Below are 18,775 nucleotides of genomic sequence, written 5' to 3' on the forward strand. Positions count from 1 at the left end.
CTATGACCTCATGGCCGGACCGTTTCACGTGAAACTGGGCGCCCACGGTCGTCCCCGGGTGTGCGCAGGGCTGTGGATAAACCTGTGGGCTACGCACTCTATCCCCGGGGCGCACACGCGTTGTCCACAGGCAAACACGCTCGCAGCCGAGTTATCCACAGGAGTTATCCACAGGTCGACGTCACAAACCCTGTGGATAACGCACGTCTTGTGGACAGTGGTCGCCCGAACCCCTAGATATCCAAGATCGAGTACTCGACACCTCGCTGGGCGACGGATCACTCACCCAAAGCGAGGTTTCGTGCTCGCCACCGCTTCACTCTCCGTGTTCAGGCAAGATCCGACTCACGCGGGCGTACCGATGCGGAATGGTCGGCCGGAAAACGGTGGGCCGGTACACCGACGCAGCCCGTTGAGGTCGGGTGGACCCGGGTGACCGCTGCGTTGCGTGGTCAGGACGGCAGTGGTCCCCCGAGGACCGCGGTTCGCCCCCCGAGCACGCCGATTCCCGACCTGGCGTATGTAGCTCCGAGCGTTACCGAGGGCCAGAAGGTCCCGGCGCCCACGACGACGCCGTATGCGCCGCGTGGAGCCGCCCACGGCGCGCCGGGTGCCGGCCGGGACGCTGTTGCCGAGCGGCAGACCGTTCCCGTCGAGCCACGACGCCCGCTGAGGTCGCGCTACCCTCCCGACCGGCGCACGACCGGTGGACATCGCCACGTACGTCTGGTGCATGGGTACGTCACGCGCACCGGGCGAGCAAGCGAGCAGCACGGAGCGCCCACCGAGCCAGCCGCCACCCACCGAGTACGAAGCACCGGCATCCAATCACCCGAGCACCGGCGGCCCGGAAACGAAGTCGCCGTGCCGCGGTGCCTCGCACACCGACCACCCGAACCGCGCCGACGGCCCCGAGGCGACCGCAGTGCGGCCGGGCCCGCCCAGCATGACCCCGAGCACCCAGCCGCTCGGCTCAGGGCACGCCGAACACCGGGAAGCCATCGCGCTACATAGGGCACCCGCACACGGCGGGCGGTGGGTCAGTCCTCGTCCAGGCCGTCGGGGACGTCCATGATGCGGGCGATCCGCTCCAGGTCCGACACCGACGCGAACTCGATCACGATCTTTCCCTTGCTCCGTCCGAGGTCCACCTTCACCCGGGTGTCGAAGCGCTCGGACAACCGCTCCGCCCACTCGGACAACGCAGGAGCCGTCGGTTTGGTACGGCGCCGGCCGGGTGTCGATTTCGGACCTTCGGCCACCGCCAGCGAAACGAGTTCCTCGGTCGCCCGCACGGACAGGCCCTCGCCGACGATCCGGACGGCGAGTTCCTCCTGCGAGGCGGCGTCATCGAGGCTCAGCAGCGCCCGCGCGTGCCCCGCGGACAGGATGCCGGCGGCGACCCGCCGCTGCACCTTCGCCGGCAAATTCATCAGCCGGATGGTGTTGGTGATCTGCGGCCGGCTGCGGCCGATCCGGCGGGCCAGCTCCTCGTGGGTGGCGCCGAACTCGTCCAGCAGTTGCTGGTACGCGGCCGCCTCTTCCAGCGGGTTGAGCTGGGCGCGGTGGATGTTCTCCAGGAGGGCGTCCCGGAGCATGGCGTCGTCGCGGGTCTCCCGGATGATCGCGGGGATCGCGGTCCGGCCGAGCGCCCTGGCGGCGCGCCAGCGCCGCTCGCCCATGATGAGTTCGTACTGGTCCCCGCCGAGCGCGCGGACGACGATCGGCTGGAGGAAGCCGACCTCGCTGATCGAGGTCTTCAGCTCCTCCAGCAGGTCGTCGTCGAAGACCTGCCGCGGCTGCTTCGGGTTGGGGACGATCGCGTCGACGGGCAGTTCGGCGAACGTGGCCCCCGGTACGGGCGCGAGTTCCACCCCGCCGGCCACGCGGTCGCCCGCGCCGAACCCGTCGGCCGGATCGGTGTCGGCCGGATCGGCGGCACCGTCGTCGTAGCGGCCGGACGCGCGGGACGCCTGCGCCACCACGGCCGGCGCCACACCGGCGGCGACATCGGCCGAGCCGCCGGACGCGCCCGCGACGGCCTTGCCGCGCTTGCCGCGCCCACCGGACTCCCGCCGGCTCGCCTCACGCTCATCGGCTTCCGCCGCGGCCCGCTCGGCAGCGACCCGGTCAGCGGCCGCCCGCTCGCTCGCCGCCCGCTCCGCGGCAGCGCGCTCGGCCGCGACCCGTCCGGCAGCAGCCTCCTCGGCCGCCACCCGCTCCGCAGCCACCCGCTCCGCGGCAGCGCGGTCGGCAGCGACCCGCTCGGCGGCGTCGCGCTCGGCCCGCTCGGCCTCTTCCCGAGCCGCCCGCTCCGCCGCCTCGGCCGCCGCGCGCTCGGCAGCGACCCGGTCAGCGGCCGCCCGCTCGGCGGCAGCCCGCTCCGCCGCGACCCGCTCGGCCTCGGCCCGCTCCGCAGCCGCGGCCCGTTCGGCGGCAGCCCGCTCGGCCACCTCGGCCGCGGCGCGCGCCTCCGCCTCGGCCCGCTCGGCCGCCGCGGACTCGCCGGCGGGTGTGACCTGGGACGGCGGCGTCGGTGACGTGACCGCCGAGCTGCGCGCCGGTCCCGTCGGGATCAGCGCGCCCAGCCCACGGCCGAGGCCACCACGCGGACGGTTCTTCATGCCTTGCCTCCCGCTGCCCACATGGTCCGGCTACGCATCGCCGGTGGTCTTGCCGACGCCGCGCTCGGCGAGTTCCTGCGCCGCCTCGAAGTAGCTGGTCGCGCCGCGCGAGGCCGGGTCGTAGGTCATGACCGACTGCCCGTAGCTGGGCGCCTCGGACACCCGCACGTTGCGCGGGATCACCGACTTGAGCACCTTGCCGCTGAAATGGTTGCGCACATCCTGCTCGACGGCGTCGGCCAGCCGGGTACGGCGGTCGTACATCGTGAGCAGGATCGTCGACACGTCCAGGTCGGGGTTGAGGTGCGCTTTGACCAGGTTGATGTTGCTCAGTAGCTGGTTGAGGCCCTCGAGCGCGTAGTACTCGCACTGGATCGGGATCAGGACCTCGCGGGCCGCGACGAGCGCGTTGACGGTGAGCAGCCCCAGCGACGGCGGGCAGTCGATGAGGACGTAGTCGAACTCCTCGGGGTACGCAGCGATCGCCTTGCTCAGCCGCGTCTCCCGGGCGACGACCGAGACCAGCTCGATCTCGGCGCCGGCGAGGTCGATGGTGGCGGGGACGCAGCGCAGGTTCGGGATGCCCTCGACCGGCTGCGCCACCTCGACCAGCGGGACGTTCTCGATGAGCACCGAGTACACGTCCGGCACGCCCGCGTGGTGCGGCACGTTGAGGCCGGTGGAGGCGTTGCCCTGCGGGTCGAGGTCCACGACGATCACGCGGTTGCCGTGCAGCGCGAGCGCCACCGCCAGGTTGACGGTGGTCGTGGTCTTGCCGACGCCGCCCTTCTGGTTGGCCACGCACATGATCCGCGGCTGGTCGGGGCGGGGCATGGCGACGGGGCCGGCGGGGTTCAGCACCTGGACGGCGCGGCGGGCCTCCAGCGCCAGCGGGGGCTCCTCGGTGACGGTCGCGGTGTCGCCGGCCGGCTCGGCCGGGGCCTCGTCGTCGGGTTCGCCGTTGCGCGCGGCACCGATGCCGCGGCCGGTCCGGGGCTGGGGTACCGCATAGTCCGCGGCGCCCTCCCACTGCTCGCCGGACGGGCGGGTCGCGCCGTCGGCCGGTACCCACTCGCCGTCGTCGGTCTGCTGCTGCGAGCCGTACTTGTCGTGGCTCTCCGTGTCATGCACCGTGTCATCCCTGCCCGGTTCGGATGGATCGGCTCCGTCGGAGCGTCTCGGACGCCGGCGGACGAAGGGTGCGCCGGCGGCAGCCGCGTCCCGGCCCGCCGCGGGTCTCCGCTCGGCTCGACTCATCATCAGCGCGCGGCCAGCCTACGGCCGTACGCCCGATCCGGCCACACCGCCATCAGCTCCTCCGCCCACCGCGCCGTTCGCTCCGGCGCTCGCCGCGCCGGTCGTCGCCCCGTCCGGCGGAGCGTCCGCCCCGCCGTGCGGGCGAGCGCCGCTCGGTACCCTCCGGCCCGCGGACGGTACCCGCCACCACTCGCTCCCGCACAATCTCCACCACCGTCGCCGGCGGCTCGATCGTGCCCACGCCGCACCGGTGCACGGCGGGCGCCGCGCCCCCCAGCGCGGCGACGGCGCCGGCGTGCGCGGCGACCTCATCCGCGGCGCTCGCGCCCTTGAGGGCGAGCACCCGGCCGCCGACCGCCGCGAGCGGCAGGCACCACCCGGCGAGCCGGTCCAGTGGCGCGACCGCCCGGGAGGTGACGACATCGGCCGGGAGGCCGATGCCGGGCACGTCGACGATCTCCTCGGCCCGGCCGCGCACCACCCGCACCCGCCCGGTCAGCCCGAGTTCCGCGACCGTCTCCGTGAGGAAGTCGGTACGGCGCAGCAGCGGTTCGACCAGCGTGATCCGCAGGTCGGGCCTTGCCACAGCCAGCACGATACCGGGCAAACCGGCGCCAGTACCGATATCGACAACATACGCCTCATCCGGGATCAATTCGCCCAGAACAGCACAGTTGAGCAGGTGCCGGTCCCAGATCCGCGGCGCCTCCCGCGGCCCGATCAGGCCGCGGACCACGCCGTCGGTGGCGAGCTTGCGCGCGAAAGCCGCCGCCACCGGCAGCCGGTCGCCGAAGACCGAGCCGGCGGCGGCGGCCAGGGGTGCCGGCACCCCGAGATCGTCGCCGAGGGGGGTGTCCGGCACGGATCAGGCCGGACGCACGACGATGCGCCGGCTGGGCTCGATGCCCTCCGACTCGCTCGCCACGCCGTCGGAGGCGTTGACCACGTCGTGCACGCACTTGCGCTCGAACGCCGACATCGGCTCCAGCCGCAGCGACTCGCCCGACGAGCGCACCTTGTCGACCGCCGTCCGCGCGACCGCGGCCAGCTCCTTGCGCCGGCCGGCGCGGAAGCCGCCGACGTCGAGCAGCAGCCGGCTCGGCGCCCCCGTCTGCCGGTACACCGCGAGGCGGGTCAGCTCCTGCAGCGCCTCCAGGGTGGCGCCGCGCTGGCCGACCAGGCCCTGCAGCTTGCCGCCGACGACCTCGACCACCGGGCGCCCGGCGGAGACCAGCTCGTCGATGTCGCCGTCCATGTCGAGGATGTCGAGCAGGCCCTCGATGTAGTCCGCGGCGATCTCGCTCTGCGCGAACAGCTCCGCGTCGGTCTGGCCGCGGCGCCCGCCGTCCCCGGCGTCGCCCTCGGCCTCCTCCTCGTCCTCAGCGCCGTCGTCCTCAGCGCCGTCGTCCTCGTCGTCCTCGTCGTCCTCGGCGTCGTCCTCGTCCTCGTCCTCGTCGTTCTCGTCGTCGAGGTCAGCGTCGGCAGCGGCCGCGCGCGCCGTGGGCTCGTCGTCGACCGTACCGGCGCGGCGATCGTCCGCCGCCCCGTCGGCGACGGTCGCGTCGTCCTGCTCGGCGTGGGGAGCACTCGTCTCGGTCACGTTGTCATCTCCGTTGTCCGCGGCACGCGTCACGTCCCGCTGGTCCCGTCCACCGGCTCGGCGCGCCCCGGGCGCCCTCTCGCCGGTCCGTTCTCGTCGGCCGTCGCCGGCCGTCACCTCACCATCGCCGGGCCGGGCGCCGCTGCGGGCCGCTCCACGCCCGACGCGCCTAGCCCTTGCGCTTGGCCGTGCCCTTCTTCGGGTTGGCCGGTCGCGCGCCAGGCTTCGGCGCGAGCGCCTTCGCCGACTCGCTCGGCGGTGCCTTCGCGCCCGCCACGACCTCCCCCTTGGCGTTCACGTTGAGCGGCGGGTACTTGCGCAGCACCCACTGCTGCTGGGCCAGCGAGAAAATGTTCTGCACCACCCAGTAGATGATCACACCGATCGGGAAGATCGCGCCGGAGATGAGCAGCGATGCCGGGAAGCCGTACAGCATGATTTTCTGGATCATCCGCTGCTGCGGCTCCGCGGCCCAGCCGGTCTTGAGGATCATCTGCTTGGTGGTGAGGTACGTCGTGGCGATCATCAGCGCGACCAGCACGCCCGCGACGAGCTTGACGGTGAGCGCGTTGGCGTTCATCACCGCCAGGTCGCTGACGGTGGAGCCGAACTTCGCCGCGATCGGCGCGCCGAACAGCCGCGCCTGCACCGCGTGCTCGAACTGGTCCAGCGACCAGCCGTAGAGCGTCTTGAACTTGACGTCCGACTTGGTCGGGTCCAGGAAGCGCAGCACGTGGAACAGCGCGAGGAACACCGGCGCCTGGATCAGCATCGGCAGACAGCCGCCGAGCGGGTTGGCCTTCTCCGTCCGGTAGAGGGCCATGACCTCCTGCTGGAGCTTCTGCGGGTCGTCCTTGTGCTTCTCCCGCAGCTCGGTGACCTTGGGCGCGAGGGCCTGCACCGCGCGCTGGCTCTTGATCGACTTCATGAACAGCGGGAACAGGATCACGCGCAGCGTCACGACGACGAAGACGATCGCCAGGATCCAGGCGCCGTTGTTGCCGAGGCCCACGGCGTTCCACACGCTGTGCCAGGACAGCAGGATCCATGAGATGGCTGTATAGAGCCAGTCCAGACTCATTGCACTGCTCCCGTCAGGTCCCGGTGTACAGCGTCGGAGGGCGGGGGCACCGGGTCGTACCCGCCGGGGTGGAAGGGGTGGCACCGCAGCAGCCGCCGGAGGGTGAGCAGGCAGCCGCGGAGCGCGCCGTGCTGCGCCAGCGCCTCCAGGGCGTACGCACTGCACGACGGGTAGAACCGACACCGCGCGGGCAGCACCGGGCTCACCCACCGACGGTACGCGACGACCACCAGGCCGATCATGCGGGCAGCCGGTGTGGCGCGCCGGGTCACGGCGTGCCCCGCGGGCGCCGGGGGCGCAGCGCCGCGGCGAGCGCCGCATCGAGGTCGGCGCCGAGGCCGCCGGACGTGGCGGCGGCCGCCGCGGGCAGCGCCCGGACGACGACGTCGGTGCCGGGCGGCAGGCCGCCCAGCCGGGCGGCGACGAGGTGCCGGAGGCGGCGCTTCACCCGGTTGCGCGCGACGGCGCCGCCGACGGCCCGGGACACGACGAAGCCGGCACGTACCGGCAGCTCGGGGCTGTCCGGACGCGCCGGCTCGGGGTCGTTCGGTACGGCGAGGTGGACGACGAGCGCCCCTCGCCCGGCCCGCCGGCCCAGGCGGATCACCGCGGCGAAGTCGGCACTGCGCCGCAGTCGGCACGCCGCGGGAACCACCGCCTACATCCCGGCGTCAGGCTGGCTCTCAGGCCGACAGGCGCGCGCGGCCCTTGGACCGGCGCGTCGAGATGATCGAACGGCCGGCGCGGGTGCGCATGCGCAGCCGAAAGCCGTGGGTCTTCGCGCGCCGACGGTTGTTCGGCTGGTACGTCCGCTTGCTCACGTCAGGCTCTCCGTCTTCCGAGCGTCCGGCTTCAGCGGTCCGGATGCGTCCATGGTCACCTGCCGCCGCCGCGGTGGATGGGCGGCCCCGCGGACCGGCACGGCCGGGTCGGGTCACCCTGACGGGGAACAGCAAGCAAGTCGCCACGATAGCAAAGGCGCCGATGCCCCCGTCCGCCGGCACCCGATCCCGCGGGGCCTGTGGACAACTCGTCACACCGCGTCGATGATCACGAATCCAGCGTCGGCCCACGCTGAGGCACAACGCCCGATTTACCGATGACCGAACCGGACGAATTACCGTTATCAGGTACAGAATCCCTCGCCCGTGCGTTATCCACAGGGACGCACGACCGCGCCGACCGGCCGGTCCGGGCCTGTGGATAACCTGTGGACAAGACCAGCGTCCGCGCCGGCCGCCACCGCCGCCGTACGTCGCCGGTGAGTGGGCTGACCGGGGCGGAACCAAGGGGAGGAGGTGGCGGCGTGGCGGATCCGATGGACCTCGGCGCGGTCTGGGACGCCGCGACCGACACCCTCGCCGACGAGATCATTTCGGCGCAGCAGCGGGCCTACCTGCGGCTGACCCGGCTGCGGGCGATCGTCGAGGACACCGCGCTGCTGTCCGTCCCCGACTCCTTCACCCGGGACGTCATCGAGTCCCGGCTGCGCCCGGCGATCACCGAGGCGCTGTCCCGGCTGCTCGGCCGGCCGATCCAGGTCGCGGTGACCGTCCGCAACCCCGAGGGCGGCGCCGCGCCGGTGCTCGCCCCGCCGCCCGACCCCTCGCCGTACGCGCCGCCGGCCCCGCTGCCGCCCGCCCCGCCGTACGTCCCGACCCAGCACGGGCCGGTCGGCGAGCCGGCCCGGGCCGCCCGCGCGCCGTACCCGGAGCCGACCGGCACCGCCCAGCAGCCGTACCGCGAGCCCGCCCCCCTGCCCTACTCATCCGCCGCCGCCCCGCCGACCGGGCCGGTCCGCGAGCCGGTCGAGCCGCCCGGCGGCACCGCCGCCGCGGCCGCCGCGCGCATCCCCGCCGGCCGGTCCGCGCAGGACGCCCTGTTCGGCGCGGCCGACGACACCCCGCCGGACAACGGCCCGGGCCGGGCCACCGCCACCGGCCGCGACGCGCGCGAGGCCGCAATGCGGGACCTGCGTCGCTCGCCGGCCGGGCCGGAGGCCGGCGGGAACCGGCTGAACCCGAAGTACACGTTCGAGACCTTCGTCATCGGCTCGTCCAACCGGTTCGCCCACGCCGCCGCCGTCGCGGTCGCCGAGTCGCCGGCCAAGGCGTACAACCCGCTGTTCATCTACGGCAGCTCCGGCCTCGGCAAGACCCACCTGCTGCACGCGATCGGCCACTACGCGACGACGCTGGGCAACGCGCGCTCGGTGCGGTACGTCAGCACCGAGGAGTTCACCAACGACTTCATCAACTCGCTGCGCGACGACAAGACCAGCGCGTTCCAGCGCCGGTACCGGGACGTCGACATCCTGCTGATCGACGACATCCAGTTCCTGGAGACCCGCGAGCGGACCCAGGAGGAGTTCTTCCACACCTTCAATACCCTGCACAACGCCAACAAGCAGATCGTCATCACCTCCGACCGCGGGCCGAAGCAGCTCGCGACGCTGGAGGACCGGCTGCGCACCCGGTTCGAGTGGGGCCTGCTGGCCGACATCCAGCCGCCGGACCTGGAGACGCGGATCGCGATCCTGCAGAAGAAGGCAGCGCAGGAGCGGCTGTCGGCGCCGCCGGACGTCCTGGAGTTCATCGCCTCCCGGATGTCCTCGTCGATCCGCGAGCTGGAGGGCGCGCTCATCCGGGTGACGGCGTTCGCCAGCCTGACCCGGTCGCCGGTGCAGATGTCGGTGGCGGAGGAGGTCCTGCGCGACTTCATCCCCGCCGAGGACGGCGAGGCGCCGGAGATGAGCGCCGACGGGATCATGGCCGAGACGGCCGACTACTTCGGGGTCAGCCTGGAGGACCTGCGCGGGCACTCGCGGTCCCGGGTGCTGGTGAACGCGCGGCAGGTGGCGATGTACCTGTGCCGCGAGCTGACCGACCTGTCGCTGCCGCGGATCGGTCAGGCGTTCGGCGGGCGGGACCACACGACGGTGATGCACGCGGACCGCAAGATCCGGCAGCAGATGGCGGAGCGGCGGTCGCTGTACAACCAGATCGCCGAACTCACGAACCGCATCAAGCAAATAGAGGCCACCTGATCCGAGCCCGGCCGGCGGGCCGATTCATGATCCATTCTCGGTCGCGGTGTCCCGACGATGGCGTCGCGGGAGTTGGTCGCCGGAGTTGGTCGTGGGGAGTTGATCGACGGCTGGGGTGGCGACGGTTTCGGCGGCGGGGCGAGGGCCTTACCCGCGGCCGTCGCTGGGTATTCGCCGAGGGCTGTGCGGGTCCTCTTTCCCGGCATCCACACCTGCTCCCGGCGGGCTGTCGCGGCGGTCGCGACCGCCGCTTCTCCGCCGAGTGGCGGTTACCGGTGCCGACGAGCTCGGCCGGCACCACCCGCACCGCGCGTCGAGGTCCGACCCCAGCCGAACCGGCACCGGCCGGTAGACCCGGGCGCGCCATGGGCCCGGGACCGCAGTGGAGCACGGCACCGCGGCGGAGCACGGCACCGCGGTAGCGCCCGACAGCGCAGCAGAACCCGACAGCCCAGTGGTGCCGGTGCCGACGGTCTCGCCCGGCGGCGTCGATGGCACCCGTCCCGGCTGTGATGCCCGGCCTCGCCGACAGTGCCGTCGCGCCGGGTGGTGGAGTGCGGCCTACCTGTCCCGTCTCCGGCAACATCGCGACGGCCCGGGCCGAACCGAACGGGCCACGGGTGATGTGGCGGCCGCCGGGGGTATGGGGGGTCCCGCAGCCCCGACGGTCCGCACCTTGTTTGATCCGTGGCCCCCTGCACCGAGCGTCCGGGCTCGGCGTCCGGCCCAGGACGCCGAAGCGTTCGCGAGCCGACCGCAACGACGACGCAGCGGCTCCCGCCCGGTGGTCACCGAAGGCAGGGCCCGGCCGGTCCCGCGGTGCGGGCGCCGGCGATCAGGCGCCCGGCCGGCGTTGCCGCCGGGGCTTGGCCGGCAGGTCGTTGGCCGGCCAAGCCGACGTGGCCTGATGCCGGCCGCACGGCATCGACCACAACGAACGACCTCGCCCCCCACCCGGGCCCGGTCCGTCCCCACTGCGTGCCGCCTGAACTCTGCGGCACACCCACGTCGCGGCGCACCCACCTCGCGCCTTCCCCACCGCGGGCGCCACCTCGCGCTCTCCCGCGCGATCCCGTTCGCCGGCCGGGCCGCCGCCAGGCCGCCGACCACCGCCACCGCCACCGCCACCGCCACCGGTCACACCGTGCAGGCCGCCGGACGCGTGCGCGTCATCCGGCGGCCACCCGGCCGGGGGATTTCCCGTACCGCGGCTGTCCGGTACGCCCCTTCCGCCCACATCCCCGGGCAGCGCCACGTTTTCCACAGCCCGGGGATAACGGTGCAGAGTTATCCCCGGGATCCCGGGGATAACCGGGTTATCCACAGGGCCCGGGGATAACCCCGGGGATAACCTGTGGATATCTTGTGGACAGCGTGTGGATAACCCCATGGCCGTTCATGCATGTGGATCTCCCTGTGGATTCAATGTGGATAACCCTGGGGACAACGTCGCTCATGATTGCGTCGTCAAGAATCATCCCCGGGGATAACCCCGGGGATAACCTGTGGATATCTTGTGGACAACTGCCGTCGACCTGTGGACGGCTTGTGGACAAGAAAGCGGGCTGTGGACAACCCCGCGGGTTATCCCCGGGTTATCCCCGGGACGTCCACAGGCCCAAAACTCGCTGACCTGCGGAAACAGCGGTTATCCACAGTATCCACAGGCCCTATTACTACGACTACTGATATTTCTGGAAGGGAAAAGATCAAAATCGGGGCTTGTGCAAGATCCATTACTCGCGGTCGGCACCCGGAGTGGATCACCGAAAGCAGGGGGCGGGTGTGCGGGTGTCGGTGCCGAGCCCTAAGGTGGCCCCGGTACACCGCACCACCGAACGAACCCGAGCGGGGCCTGAGGTCCGGAGGCAGCGCATGAAGTTCCGAGTCGAGCGCGACGCGCTCGCCGATGCCGTGGCGTGGACGGCGAAGAGCCTGCCCAGCCGCCCGTCCGTACCCGTCCTCGCCGGGGTCATGCTGCGCGTCGCCGACGGCATGCTGGACGTCTCCGGCTTCGACTACGAGGTCTCCAGCCAGGTGACCGTCGAGGTGCAGCCCGACGCCGAGGGCGCCGCGCTCGTCTCCGGCCGGCTGCTCGCCGAGATCACCAAGGCGCTGCCGGCGAAGCCGGTGGACATCGCCGCCGTCGGTACCCACCTCGAACTGGTCTGCGGCAGCGCCCGGTTCACCCTGCCCACCATGCCGGTCGAGGACTACCCGACCCTGCCGGCGATGCCGGAGAGCGCCGGTACGGTCGACGCCGCCGTCCTCGCCGCCGCCGTCGCCCAGGTCGCCATCGCCGCCGGCCGGGACGAGACGCTGCCGATGATGACCGGCGTCCGGATCGAGCTGGAGGGCAACCGGCTCGCCCTGCTCGCCACCGACCGGTACCGGCTGGCGCTGCGCGAGATCGAGTGGTCGCCCGCCGACCCCGAGGTGAAGCTGCACGCGCTCGTCCCCGCCCGTACCCTCGCCGACACCGCCAAAACCCTCGGCCCGCTCGGCGGCGACGTCACGCTGGCGCTCGCCCGCGGCGGCGCCGGCGAGGGCATGGTCGGCTGGTCCGGCGGCACCCGGCGCACCACCAGCCGGCTGCTCGACGGCGCCAACTACCCGCCGGTCCGCTCGCTGTTCCCCGACACCCACGCCAGCCGCGCCAAGGTGTCCGTGTCGGCGCTGGTCGAGGTCGTCCGCCGGGTCGCGCTCGTCGCCGAGCGCACCACCCCGGTCCGGCTGAGCTTCGGCGAGGACGGCCTGGTCGTGGAGGCCGGCGGCACCGAGGACGCGCGGGCCAGCGAGGCGATGGACGCCGAGTTCACCGGCGAGCCGCTGACGATCGCGTTCAACCCCCAGTACCTGCTCGACGGCCTCGGCGCGCTCGGCGCGCCCACCGCCGTCCTGTCGTTCGTCGACGCCTTCAAACCGGCTGTGATCTCCCCCGCTGGCGAGGACGGCGAGATCGTTTCGGGATACCGTTACCTGATCATGCCGATTCGGGTCGCGCGCTGACCCGTACCGGCCGACATCGCCGGGCCCGACCCGGATCCGCCAGCGGCCGGCACCCGTCGTGACCAGGGAAGATACCCGGCCGGGACAACGACAAGGGGACGCAGACGATGCAGCTCGGACTGGTTGGCCTCGGCAAGATGGGCGGCAACATGCGGGACCGCCTGCGGGCGGCGGGGCATGAGGTCGTCGGGTACGACCGCAACGCAGAAGTGTCGGACGTCGCCAGCCTCGCCGAGCTGGTCGGCCGGCTGGAATCGCCGCGCGCCGTCTGGGTCATGGTGCCCGCCGGCGTCACCGAGGCGACCATCGACGAGCTCGGCGGCCTGCTCGCCGAGGGCGACATCGTCATCGACGGCGGCAACTCCCGGTTCTCCGACGACGGCCCGCGCGCCGAGAAGCTGGCCAAGAAGGGCATCGGGTACCTCGACTGCGGCGTCTCCGGCGGCGTCTGGGGCAAGGCCGAGGGGTACGCCCTCATGGTCGGCGGCGACGCCGGCCTGGTGAAGCACCTCATGCCCGTCTTCGAGGCGCTGAAGCCGGCCGGGCAGTTCGGCTTCGTGCACGCCGGCGGCGTCGGCGCCGGCCACTACGCCAAGATGGTGCACAACGGCGTCGAGTACGGCCTCATGCACGCGTACGCCGAGGGTTTCGAGCTGCTCAGCAAGTCCGACGTCGTCACCGACGTGCCCGCCGTGATCAAGAGCTGGCGCGAGGGCTCCGTCGTCAAGTCCTGGCTGCTCGACCTGCTCGACCGCGCGCTCGACGAGGACCCGCAGCTCGCCGGCCTGCGCGGGTACGCCGACGACACCGGCGAGGGCCGGTGGACCGTCGAGGAGGCCATCCGGCTCGCCGTGCCGATGCACGTGATCGCCGCGTCGCTGTTCGCCCGGTTCGAGTCCCGGCAGGACGACTCGCCGGCCATGAAGGCCGTCGCCGCGCTGCGCCAGCAGTTCGGCGGCCACGCCGTGAAGCGGTAGCCGTGCACGTTCGGCGCCTGGAGCTGGTCGACTTCCGCTCGTACGAGCGGGTCGGGGTCGACCTCGCGCCGGGCCCGAACGTCCTCGTCGGCGCCAACGGCGCCGGCAAGACCAACATCGTCGAGGCGCTCGGCTTCGTCGCCACCCTGGCCAGCCACCGGGTCGCCGCCGACGCGCCGCTGGTCCGGGCCGGGGCCGACACCGCCGTCGTCCGGTGCGCGATCGAGCACGAGGGCCGCGAGCTGCTGGTCGAGCTGGAGATCGTACCGGGGAGGGCCAACCGGGCCCGGCTCGGCCGCGCGCCCGCCCGCCGCGCCCGCGACGTGCTCGGCGCGCTGCGGCTGGTGCTGTTCGCGCCCGAGGACCTGGAGCTGGTCCGCGGCGACCCGGCCGAGCGGCGCCGGTACCTCGACGACCTGCTGGTGGCCCGGCAGCCGCGGTTCGCCGCGGTCCGGGCCGACTACGAGCGGGTGATCAAGCAGCGCAACGCCCTGCTCCGGACCGCCTACCTCGCCCGCCGGGCCGGCGGCGCCGCCGGCGACCTGTCGACCCTCGACGTGTGGGACGTCCACCTCGCCGAGCACGGCGCCGAGCTGCTCGCCGCCCGGCTCGACCTGGTCGACGCGCTGCGGCCGCACGTGGCGAAGGCGTACGACGCGGTCGCGGACGGGCGGGGCGGCGCCGCCATCACGTACCGCGGCACGGTCGACCCGGCCGCCGCCACCGACCCCGCCGGGGGACCCGCCGCCGGGGCCGATGGCGGAACATCCAGTGACGCCCGGGCCGGCGATCTCCCGGGCGGCGATGGGCCGAGCGGCCGTGGGCCGGGCGGCGGCGGGGCGGGCGGACCCGGGGGCCGACCGGGCGGAGGCGATGTCGGTCGGGCGATCGGGGGCGGCGGCGGGCCGGGGGCCGACCGGGCGGCGCTGGCGGGTGCCCTGCGGGCGGCGCTCGCCGAGGCCCGCGGCGCCGAGGTCGAGCGCGGCACGACGCTCGTCGGACCGCACCGCGACGACCTCGTCCTGCGGCTGGGCGAGCTGCCCGCCAAGGGGTACGCGAGCCACGGCGAGACCTGGTCGTACGCGCTGGCACTGCGGCTGGCCGCGTACGAGCTGCTGCGCGCCGACGGCATCGAGCCCGTGCTGGCCCTCGACGACGTCTTCGCCGAGCTGGACACCGGCCGGCGCACCCGGCTCGCCGAGCTGATCGGCGGCGGCGCCCAGGTGATCGTCACCTGCGCGGTCGCCGAGGACGTGCCGGCGGCGCTGCGCGGCACCCGGTACGACGTGGGCGGCGGCGGGGTGGCCCGTGCCGACTGACCGCACCCCCGAGCCGGCCCGCCGCCCGCCGGCCGCCGACGCTGCGCCCGCCCGCCGCGCCGCCCGCCGGCCCGCTGGGCCCGCACTGCCGCCGGACAGCGCCGTCACCCTGCCGGCCGCGGACCCGTCCCCTGCCACCGACCCGGGAGCCCAACCCGCCGGCACCGGGCACGCCGGACCCCCACCCGCCGGTGCCGGGTCCGCCGGACCCGAGCCCACCGGCGCCGCGCCCGCCGGATCCCGGTCCGCCGGGCCCGAGTTGGCCAGGGCCGTCCTCGACGCCGCCCGGGCCCACCGCCAGGCCGCGCGGACCGCCCGCCGCCCGCGCGGCGACGGTACCGGCGAGCCCCGGCGCCGCCGCGGCTACACCGGTCCCGGACCGGACCCGCGCGACCCGCAGCTCTTCGGCAGTGTCATCCAGCGCCTGCTCAAGTCCCGCGGCTGGCAGCAGTCGGCCGCCGAGGCGACCGTGCTCGGCGCGTGGGAGCGGGTCGTCGGCGCCGAGATCGCCAGCCACAGCCGGCCGGTCAAGCTCGACGACGGCGAGCTGACCGTCGAGGCCGAGTCGACCGCGTGGGCCACCCAGCTCCGGCTGCTCCAGGCCACGCTGCTGCGCAACATCGCCGGCGAGGTCGGCCACGGCGTCGTCCGCCGGCTGCGCATCCACGGCCCCGCGGCGCCGTCGTGGAGCCGCGGCCCGCTGCGCGTCCGCGGCAAGGGCCCCGGCGACACCTACGGCTGACCGGCCCGCCCCGCGCCGACGCGCCCGCCGCTGGGCCGCTGAGGATCACCGTGAGGCCAGCGACCTCATTCCGCCGCCATTCGGTACCGAACCCATGTCGGCGTCGGCAGCGGCAGCGGGGTGGTCAGGCGGCGGCGTAGACCGCGTGGCCCGTGGTGGCGCAGTGGCGGTAGAAGCGGGCCAGGACGGCCAGTTCCGTCCGGGCGAAGCTCCATTGTGGCGGACGGCCGTCGGCGTCGCGCAGGGCGTCCAGGCGGGCGTCCAGCCAGCGGAGCTGCTGCTCGGCCAGCCGGCCGTCGGCCAGCGCCGCCCGCATCACCGCGCCGACCGAGGCGAACTCCACCCGCTCGCCGTACGCCTCGTGGCCGGCGACGAACCGCTCCAGCCCGCCGGCGATCCAGGCGCAGCCGTCCGGGTCGATGACCGGGTCCTCGTCCTCGGCGGCGGCCTCGGTCGCGTACAGCACGCCGTCCAGCCCGAGCAGCAGGTCGACCAGGCCGGTGTACGGCGTGGCCGGTACGGTCGCGGTCTTCGCCACCGCGTCGGCCAGCGCCGCGGCGGCGCCGGAGACGCCCGCCGTGGCCTCGGCGATCCCGTGGAAGTCGGCGAAGCCGGCCGGGTTCGCCGGCTGGTACTGGTCGCCGATGCGCGGCCACACGACGGCCACGTTCTCCAGGCCCATGGCGGGTCACTCCCCTCGAAGTCCGTGCCGCGGGGAGGTTACGCCACGGCGTCGCGCTGCGACAGGGGGTGTGCCCGGGTGGGTGATGGCGTGTCATCGGGCCTCGATCGACCGGGCCCTCCCCGCACCCCGGCGTGCGTGGGGGGAGTTACGACTAGTGTCGTTCGGCCGCGTACGGCCCTCTCAGGTGCCTCGCCACGGGTGCCGGAGCATGTCGTTGTCGGCGGCGCACAGTAGGATCGAGTCCGACGACCGGGGACGGTCGCCGCGTGTCCGTACCGCCGTGCCCGGCGCGGCCCGTGGACACCCGCCGTGACCGCCCCACTGACCCGCACCGCGCCGCCCCGGCGAGCCCGTCGGGACCCGGCCACGGGGCGAGAAAGCGACCGAGGGTGGCAGCGAAGAAGCAGGAGTACGGCGCCGAGTCGATCACGGTGCTGGAGGGCCTGGAGGCGGTCCGCAAGCGCCCCGGCATGTACATCGGCTCCACCGGCGAGCGGGGCCTGCACCACCTGGTCTGGGAGGTCGTGGACAACGCGGTCGACGAGGCGCTGGCCGGGCACTGCGACACCATCAACGTCGTGCTGACCGCCGACGGCGGCGTGTCGGTCACCGACAACGGCCGCGGCTTCCCGGTCGACCTGCACCCGAAGCTGAAGAAGCCGGGCGTCGAGGTCGCGCTGACCGTGCTGCACGCGGGCGGCAAGTTCGACGGCAAGGCGTACGCGGTCTCCGGCGGCCTGCACGGCGTCGGTGTCTCGGTGGTCAACGCGCTGTCGACGCGGATGTCGGTGGAGATCCACAAGGACGGGCACGTCTGGCGCCAGCAGTACGCCGCGTCCAAGCCCGCGCCGCTGGAGAAGGGCGAGCCGACCGACCGGTCCGGCTCGAAGGTCGCGTTCTGGCCGGACCCGACGATCTTCGAGACGGTCGAGTTCACGTTCGAGACGATCTACCGCCGGCTGCAGGAGATGGCGTTCCTGAACCGCGGCCTCACGATCATCCTGCGGGACGAGCGCAAGCCGGAGGAGGAGGGCGGCGTCCGGGAGGTGACCTTCTGCTACAAGGAGGGCATCGCGGACTTCGTCCGGCACCTCAACGGCACCAAGAGCCCGATCCACAAGTCGGTCATCCGGTTCGAGGCCGAGGGCACCGGGTCGTCCGTCGAGGTCGCGATGCAGTGGAACGAGTCGTACGGCGAGTCGGTCTACACGTTCGCGAACACGATCAACACGCACGAGGGCGGCACCCACGAGGAGGGCTTCCGGGCGGCGCTGACCTCGATCGTCAACAAGTACGGCGCCGAGAAGAAGATCCTCAAGAACGACGAGAAGCTGACCGGCGAGGACATCCGCGAGGGCCTGGCCGCGATCATCTCGGTGAAGCTGGCGAACCCGCAGTTCGAGGGCCAGACCAAGACCAAGCTGGGCAACACCGAGGTCAAGTCGTTCGTGCAGAAGGCGGCCAACGAGTGGCTGACCGACTGGTTCGAGCGGAACCCCGCCGAGGCCAAGACGATCATCACGAAGGCGTCCCAGGCGGCCCGGGCCCGGGTGGCCGCGCAGCAGGCGCGCAAGCTGGCCCGGCGCAAGTCGCTGCTGGAGTCCGGCTCGATGCCGGGCAAGCTGGCCGACTGCCAGTCCACCGACCCGCGCGAGTCGGAGCTGTTCATCGTCGAGGGCGACTCCGCCGGCGGCTCGGCCAAGCAGGGCCGGGACCCGCGCACCCAGGCGATCCTGCCGATCCGCGGCAAGATCCTGAACGTGGAGAAGGCCCGGATCGACCGGGTGCTCAAGAACAACGAGGTCCAGGCGCTGATCACGGCGCTGGGCACCGGCATCCACGACGAGTTCGACATCGAGAAGCTGCGGTACCACAAGGTCGTCCTGATGGCGGACGCCGACGTGGACGGCCAGCACATCCGCACGCTGCTGCTGACCCTGCTGTTCCGGTTCATGCGGCCGCTGGTCGAGATGGGCCACGTGTACCTGGCGCAGCCGCCGCTGTACAAGATCAAGTGGAACAGGCGCGGCGACGACGCGCAGTACGCCTACTCCGACCGCGAGCGGGACGGCCTGATCGGGCTGCGCCAGGAGACCAAGCCCAACGCCAAGCCGGACGACATCCAGCGGTTCAAGGGCCTCGGCGAGATGAACTACCCCGAGCTGTGGGACACCACGATGGATCCCGCCACCCGCACCCTGCTCCAGGTGTCGCTGGACGACGCGGCGACCGCCGACGAGCTGTTCAGCGTCCTCATGGGCGAGGACGTGGAGGCCCGGCGCTCGTTCATCCAGCGCAATGCCAAGGATGTGCGTTTCCTCGATATCTGAGTGGTTGTCCACAGCCACAGAGTTATCCACAGGCGTTATCCACAGCCTTATGTGGTGGTACATAGAACTTTGTCCCGTTTGATGCTCGGGGCAGCCGGTAAACGA

The 18,775-nt window shown here is 73.0% G+C and carries 15 protein-coding genes; 6 read left to right on the plus strand and 9 right to left on the minus strand.

The window, feature by feature from the left end:
• Positions 1 to 1,040 precede the first annotated feature (1,040 nt).
• The 8 genes from IEY94_RS08465 to rpmH form a co-directional block, all read right to left on the minus strand.
• On the minus strand, positions 1,041 to 1,997 hold the full coding sequence (locus IEY94_RS08465) for a ParB/RepB/Spo0J family partition protein (protein WP_189169831.1): 957 nt from the start codon (positions 1,995 to 1,997) through the stop codon (positions 1,041 to 1,043).
• Between the two features lie 657 nt (positions 1,998 to 2,654).
• The gene (locus IEY94_RS08470; RefSeq protein WP_189169832.1) at positions 2,655 to 3,602 is read right to left on the minus strand and encodes a ParA family protein; all 948 of its coding nucleotides are present in this window, start codon (positions 3,600 to 3,602) and stop codon (positions 2,655 to 2,657) included.
• A 331-nt stretch (positions 3,603 to 3,933) separates the two neighbouring features.
• Complete coding sequence (gene rsmG / locus IEY94_RS08475; RefSeq protein WP_229783442.1) at positions 3,934 to 4,710, minus strand: 16S rRNA (guanine(527)-N(7))-methyltransferase RsmG; 777 nt, start codon at positions 4,708 to 4,710, stop codon at positions 3,934 to 3,936.
• A gap of 36 nt (positions 4,711 to 4,746) precedes the next feature.
• Positions 4,747 to 5,481: a Jag family protein gene (locus tag IEY94_RS24155; RefSeq protein ID WP_306341597.1), complete on the minus strand. Its 735-nt coding sequence runs from the start codon at positions 5,479 to 5,481 to the stop codon at positions 4,747 to 4,749.
• A 169-nt stretch (positions 5,482 to 5,650) separates the two neighbouring features.
• Positions 5,651 to 6,562, minus strand: a complete 912-nt coding sequence (gene yidC / locus IEY94_RS08485; protein ID WP_189169538.1) for a membrane protein insertase YidC — start codon at positions 6,560 to 6,562, stop codon at positions 5,651 to 5,653.
• On the minus strand, positions 6,559 to 6,804 hold the full coding sequence (yidD, locus tag IEY94_RS08490; protein ID WP_189169539.1) for a membrane protein insertion efficiency factor YidD: 246 nt from the start codon (positions 6,802 to 6,804) through the stop codon (positions 6,559 to 6,561). Before yidD ends, yidC begins: the two co-directional genes overlap by 4 nt.
• A gap of 26 nt (positions 6,805 to 6,830) precedes the next feature.
• The gene (gene rnpA / locus IEY94_RS08495; RefSeq protein WP_189169540.1) at positions 6,831 to 7,217 is read right to left on the minus strand and encodes a ribonuclease P protein component; all 387 of its coding nucleotides are present in this window, start codon (positions 7,215 to 7,217) and stop codon (positions 6,831 to 6,833) included.
• Positions 7,218 to 7,245: 28 nt separating this feature from the next.
• A complete protein-coding gene (gene rpmH / locus IEY94_RS08500; protein WP_189115723.1) occupies positions 7,246 to 7,383 on the minus strand; it encodes a 50S ribosomal protein L34 in 138 nt (45 codons plus the stop codon).
• 485 nt (positions 7,384 to 7,868) lie between these two features.
• On the opposite strand from rpmH, the gene dnaA reads away from it, so the two are divergent.
• From dnaA to IEY94_RS08525, 5 genes are all read left to right on the plus strand, one after another.
• Positions 7,869 to 9,608 carry a chromosomal replication initiator protein DnaA gene (dnaA, locus tag IEY94_RS08505; RefSeq protein WP_189169541.1) on the plus strand — a complete coding sequence of 580 codons (1,740 nt, stop codon included), beginning with the start codon at positions 7,869 to 7,871 and terminating at the stop codon, positions 9,606 to 9,608.
• Between the two features lie 1,875 nt (positions 9,609 to 11,483).
• The gene (gene dnaN / locus IEY94_RS08510) at positions 11,484 to 12,617 is read left to right on the plus strand and encodes a DNA polymerase III subunit beta (RefSeq protein ID WP_189169542.1); all 1,134 of its coding nucleotides are present in this window, start codon (positions 11,484 to 11,486) and stop codon (positions 12,615 to 12,617) included.
• Positions 12,618 to 12,724: 107 nt separating this feature from the next.
• On the plus strand, positions 12,725 to 13,594 hold the full coding sequence (gene gnd / locus IEY94_RS08515; protein ID WP_189169543.1) for a phosphogluconate dehydrogenase (NAD(+)-dependent, decarboxylating): 870 nt from the start codon (positions 12,725 to 12,727) through the stop codon (positions 13,592 to 13,594).
• Between the two features lie 2 nt (positions 13,595 to 13,596).
• The gene (locus IEY94_RS08520; protein ID WP_189169544.1) at positions 13,597 to 14,913 is read left to right on the plus strand and encodes a DNA replication/repair protein RecF; all 1,317 of its coding nucleotides are present in this window, start codon (positions 13,597 to 13,599) and stop codon (positions 14,911 to 14,913) included.
• An 85-nt stretch (positions 14,914 to 14,998) separates the two neighbouring features.
• A complete protein-coding gene (locus IEY94_RS08525; protein ID WP_373291253.1) occupies positions 14,999 to 15,655 on the plus strand; it encodes a DciA family protein in 657 nt (218 codons plus the stop codon).
• Positions 15,656 to 15,779: 124 nt separating this feature from the next.
• Here the strand turns inward: IEY94_RS08525 and IEY94_RS08530 are convergent, their stop codons facing one another.
• Positions 15,780 to 16,337 (minus strand): hypothetical protein, encoded by a 558-nt coding sequence (locus IEY94_RS08530; RefSeq protein ID WP_189169545.1) that lies wholly within the window; start codon positions 16,335 to 16,337, stop codon positions 15,780 to 15,782.
• A 392-nt stretch (positions 16,338 to 16,729) separates the two neighbouring features.
• Here IEY94_RS08530 and gyrB point away from each other — a divergent pair, with 392 nt between their 5' ends.
• Positions 16,730 to 18,670 carry a DNA topoisomerase (ATP-hydrolyzing) subunit B gene (gene gyrB / locus IEY94_RS08535; RefSeq protein ID WP_189169546.1) on the plus strand — a complete coding sequence of 647 codons (1,941 nt, stop codon included), beginning with the start codon at positions 16,730 to 16,732 and terminating at the stop codon, positions 18,668 to 18,670.
• The last annotated feature ends 105 nt before the right edge of the window (positions 18,671 to 18,775 follow it).

Source organism: Pilimelia anulata (genome assembly GCF_014647895.1).
GTDB classification, from domain to species: domain Bacteria; phylum Actinomycetota; class Actinomycetes; order Mycobacteriales; family Micromonosporaceae; genus Pilimelia; species Pilimelia anulata.

Bases quoted from the DNA above. Each gene is read 5' to 3' on its own strand.
- yidC (WP_189169538.1), bottom strand. From the start codon at position 6,562: ATGAGTCTGGACTGGCTCTATACAGCCATCTCATGGATCCTGCTGTCC.
- yidD (WP_189169539.1), bottom strand. From the start codon at position 6,804: ATGATCGGCCTGGTGGTCGTCGCGTACCGTCGGTGGGTGAGCCCGGTG.
- dnaN (WP_189169542.1), top strand. From the start codon at position 11,484: ATGAAGTTCCGAGTCGAGCGCGACGCGCTCGCCGATGCCGTGGCGTGG.
- gnd (WP_189169543.1), top strand. From the start codon at position 12,725: ATGCAGCTCGGACTGGTTGGCCTCGGCAAGATGGGCGGCAACATGCGG.
- IEY94_RS08530 (WP_189169545.1), bottom strand. From the start codon at position 16,337: ATGGGCCTGGAGAACGTGGCCGTCGTGTGGCCGCGCATCGGCGACCAG.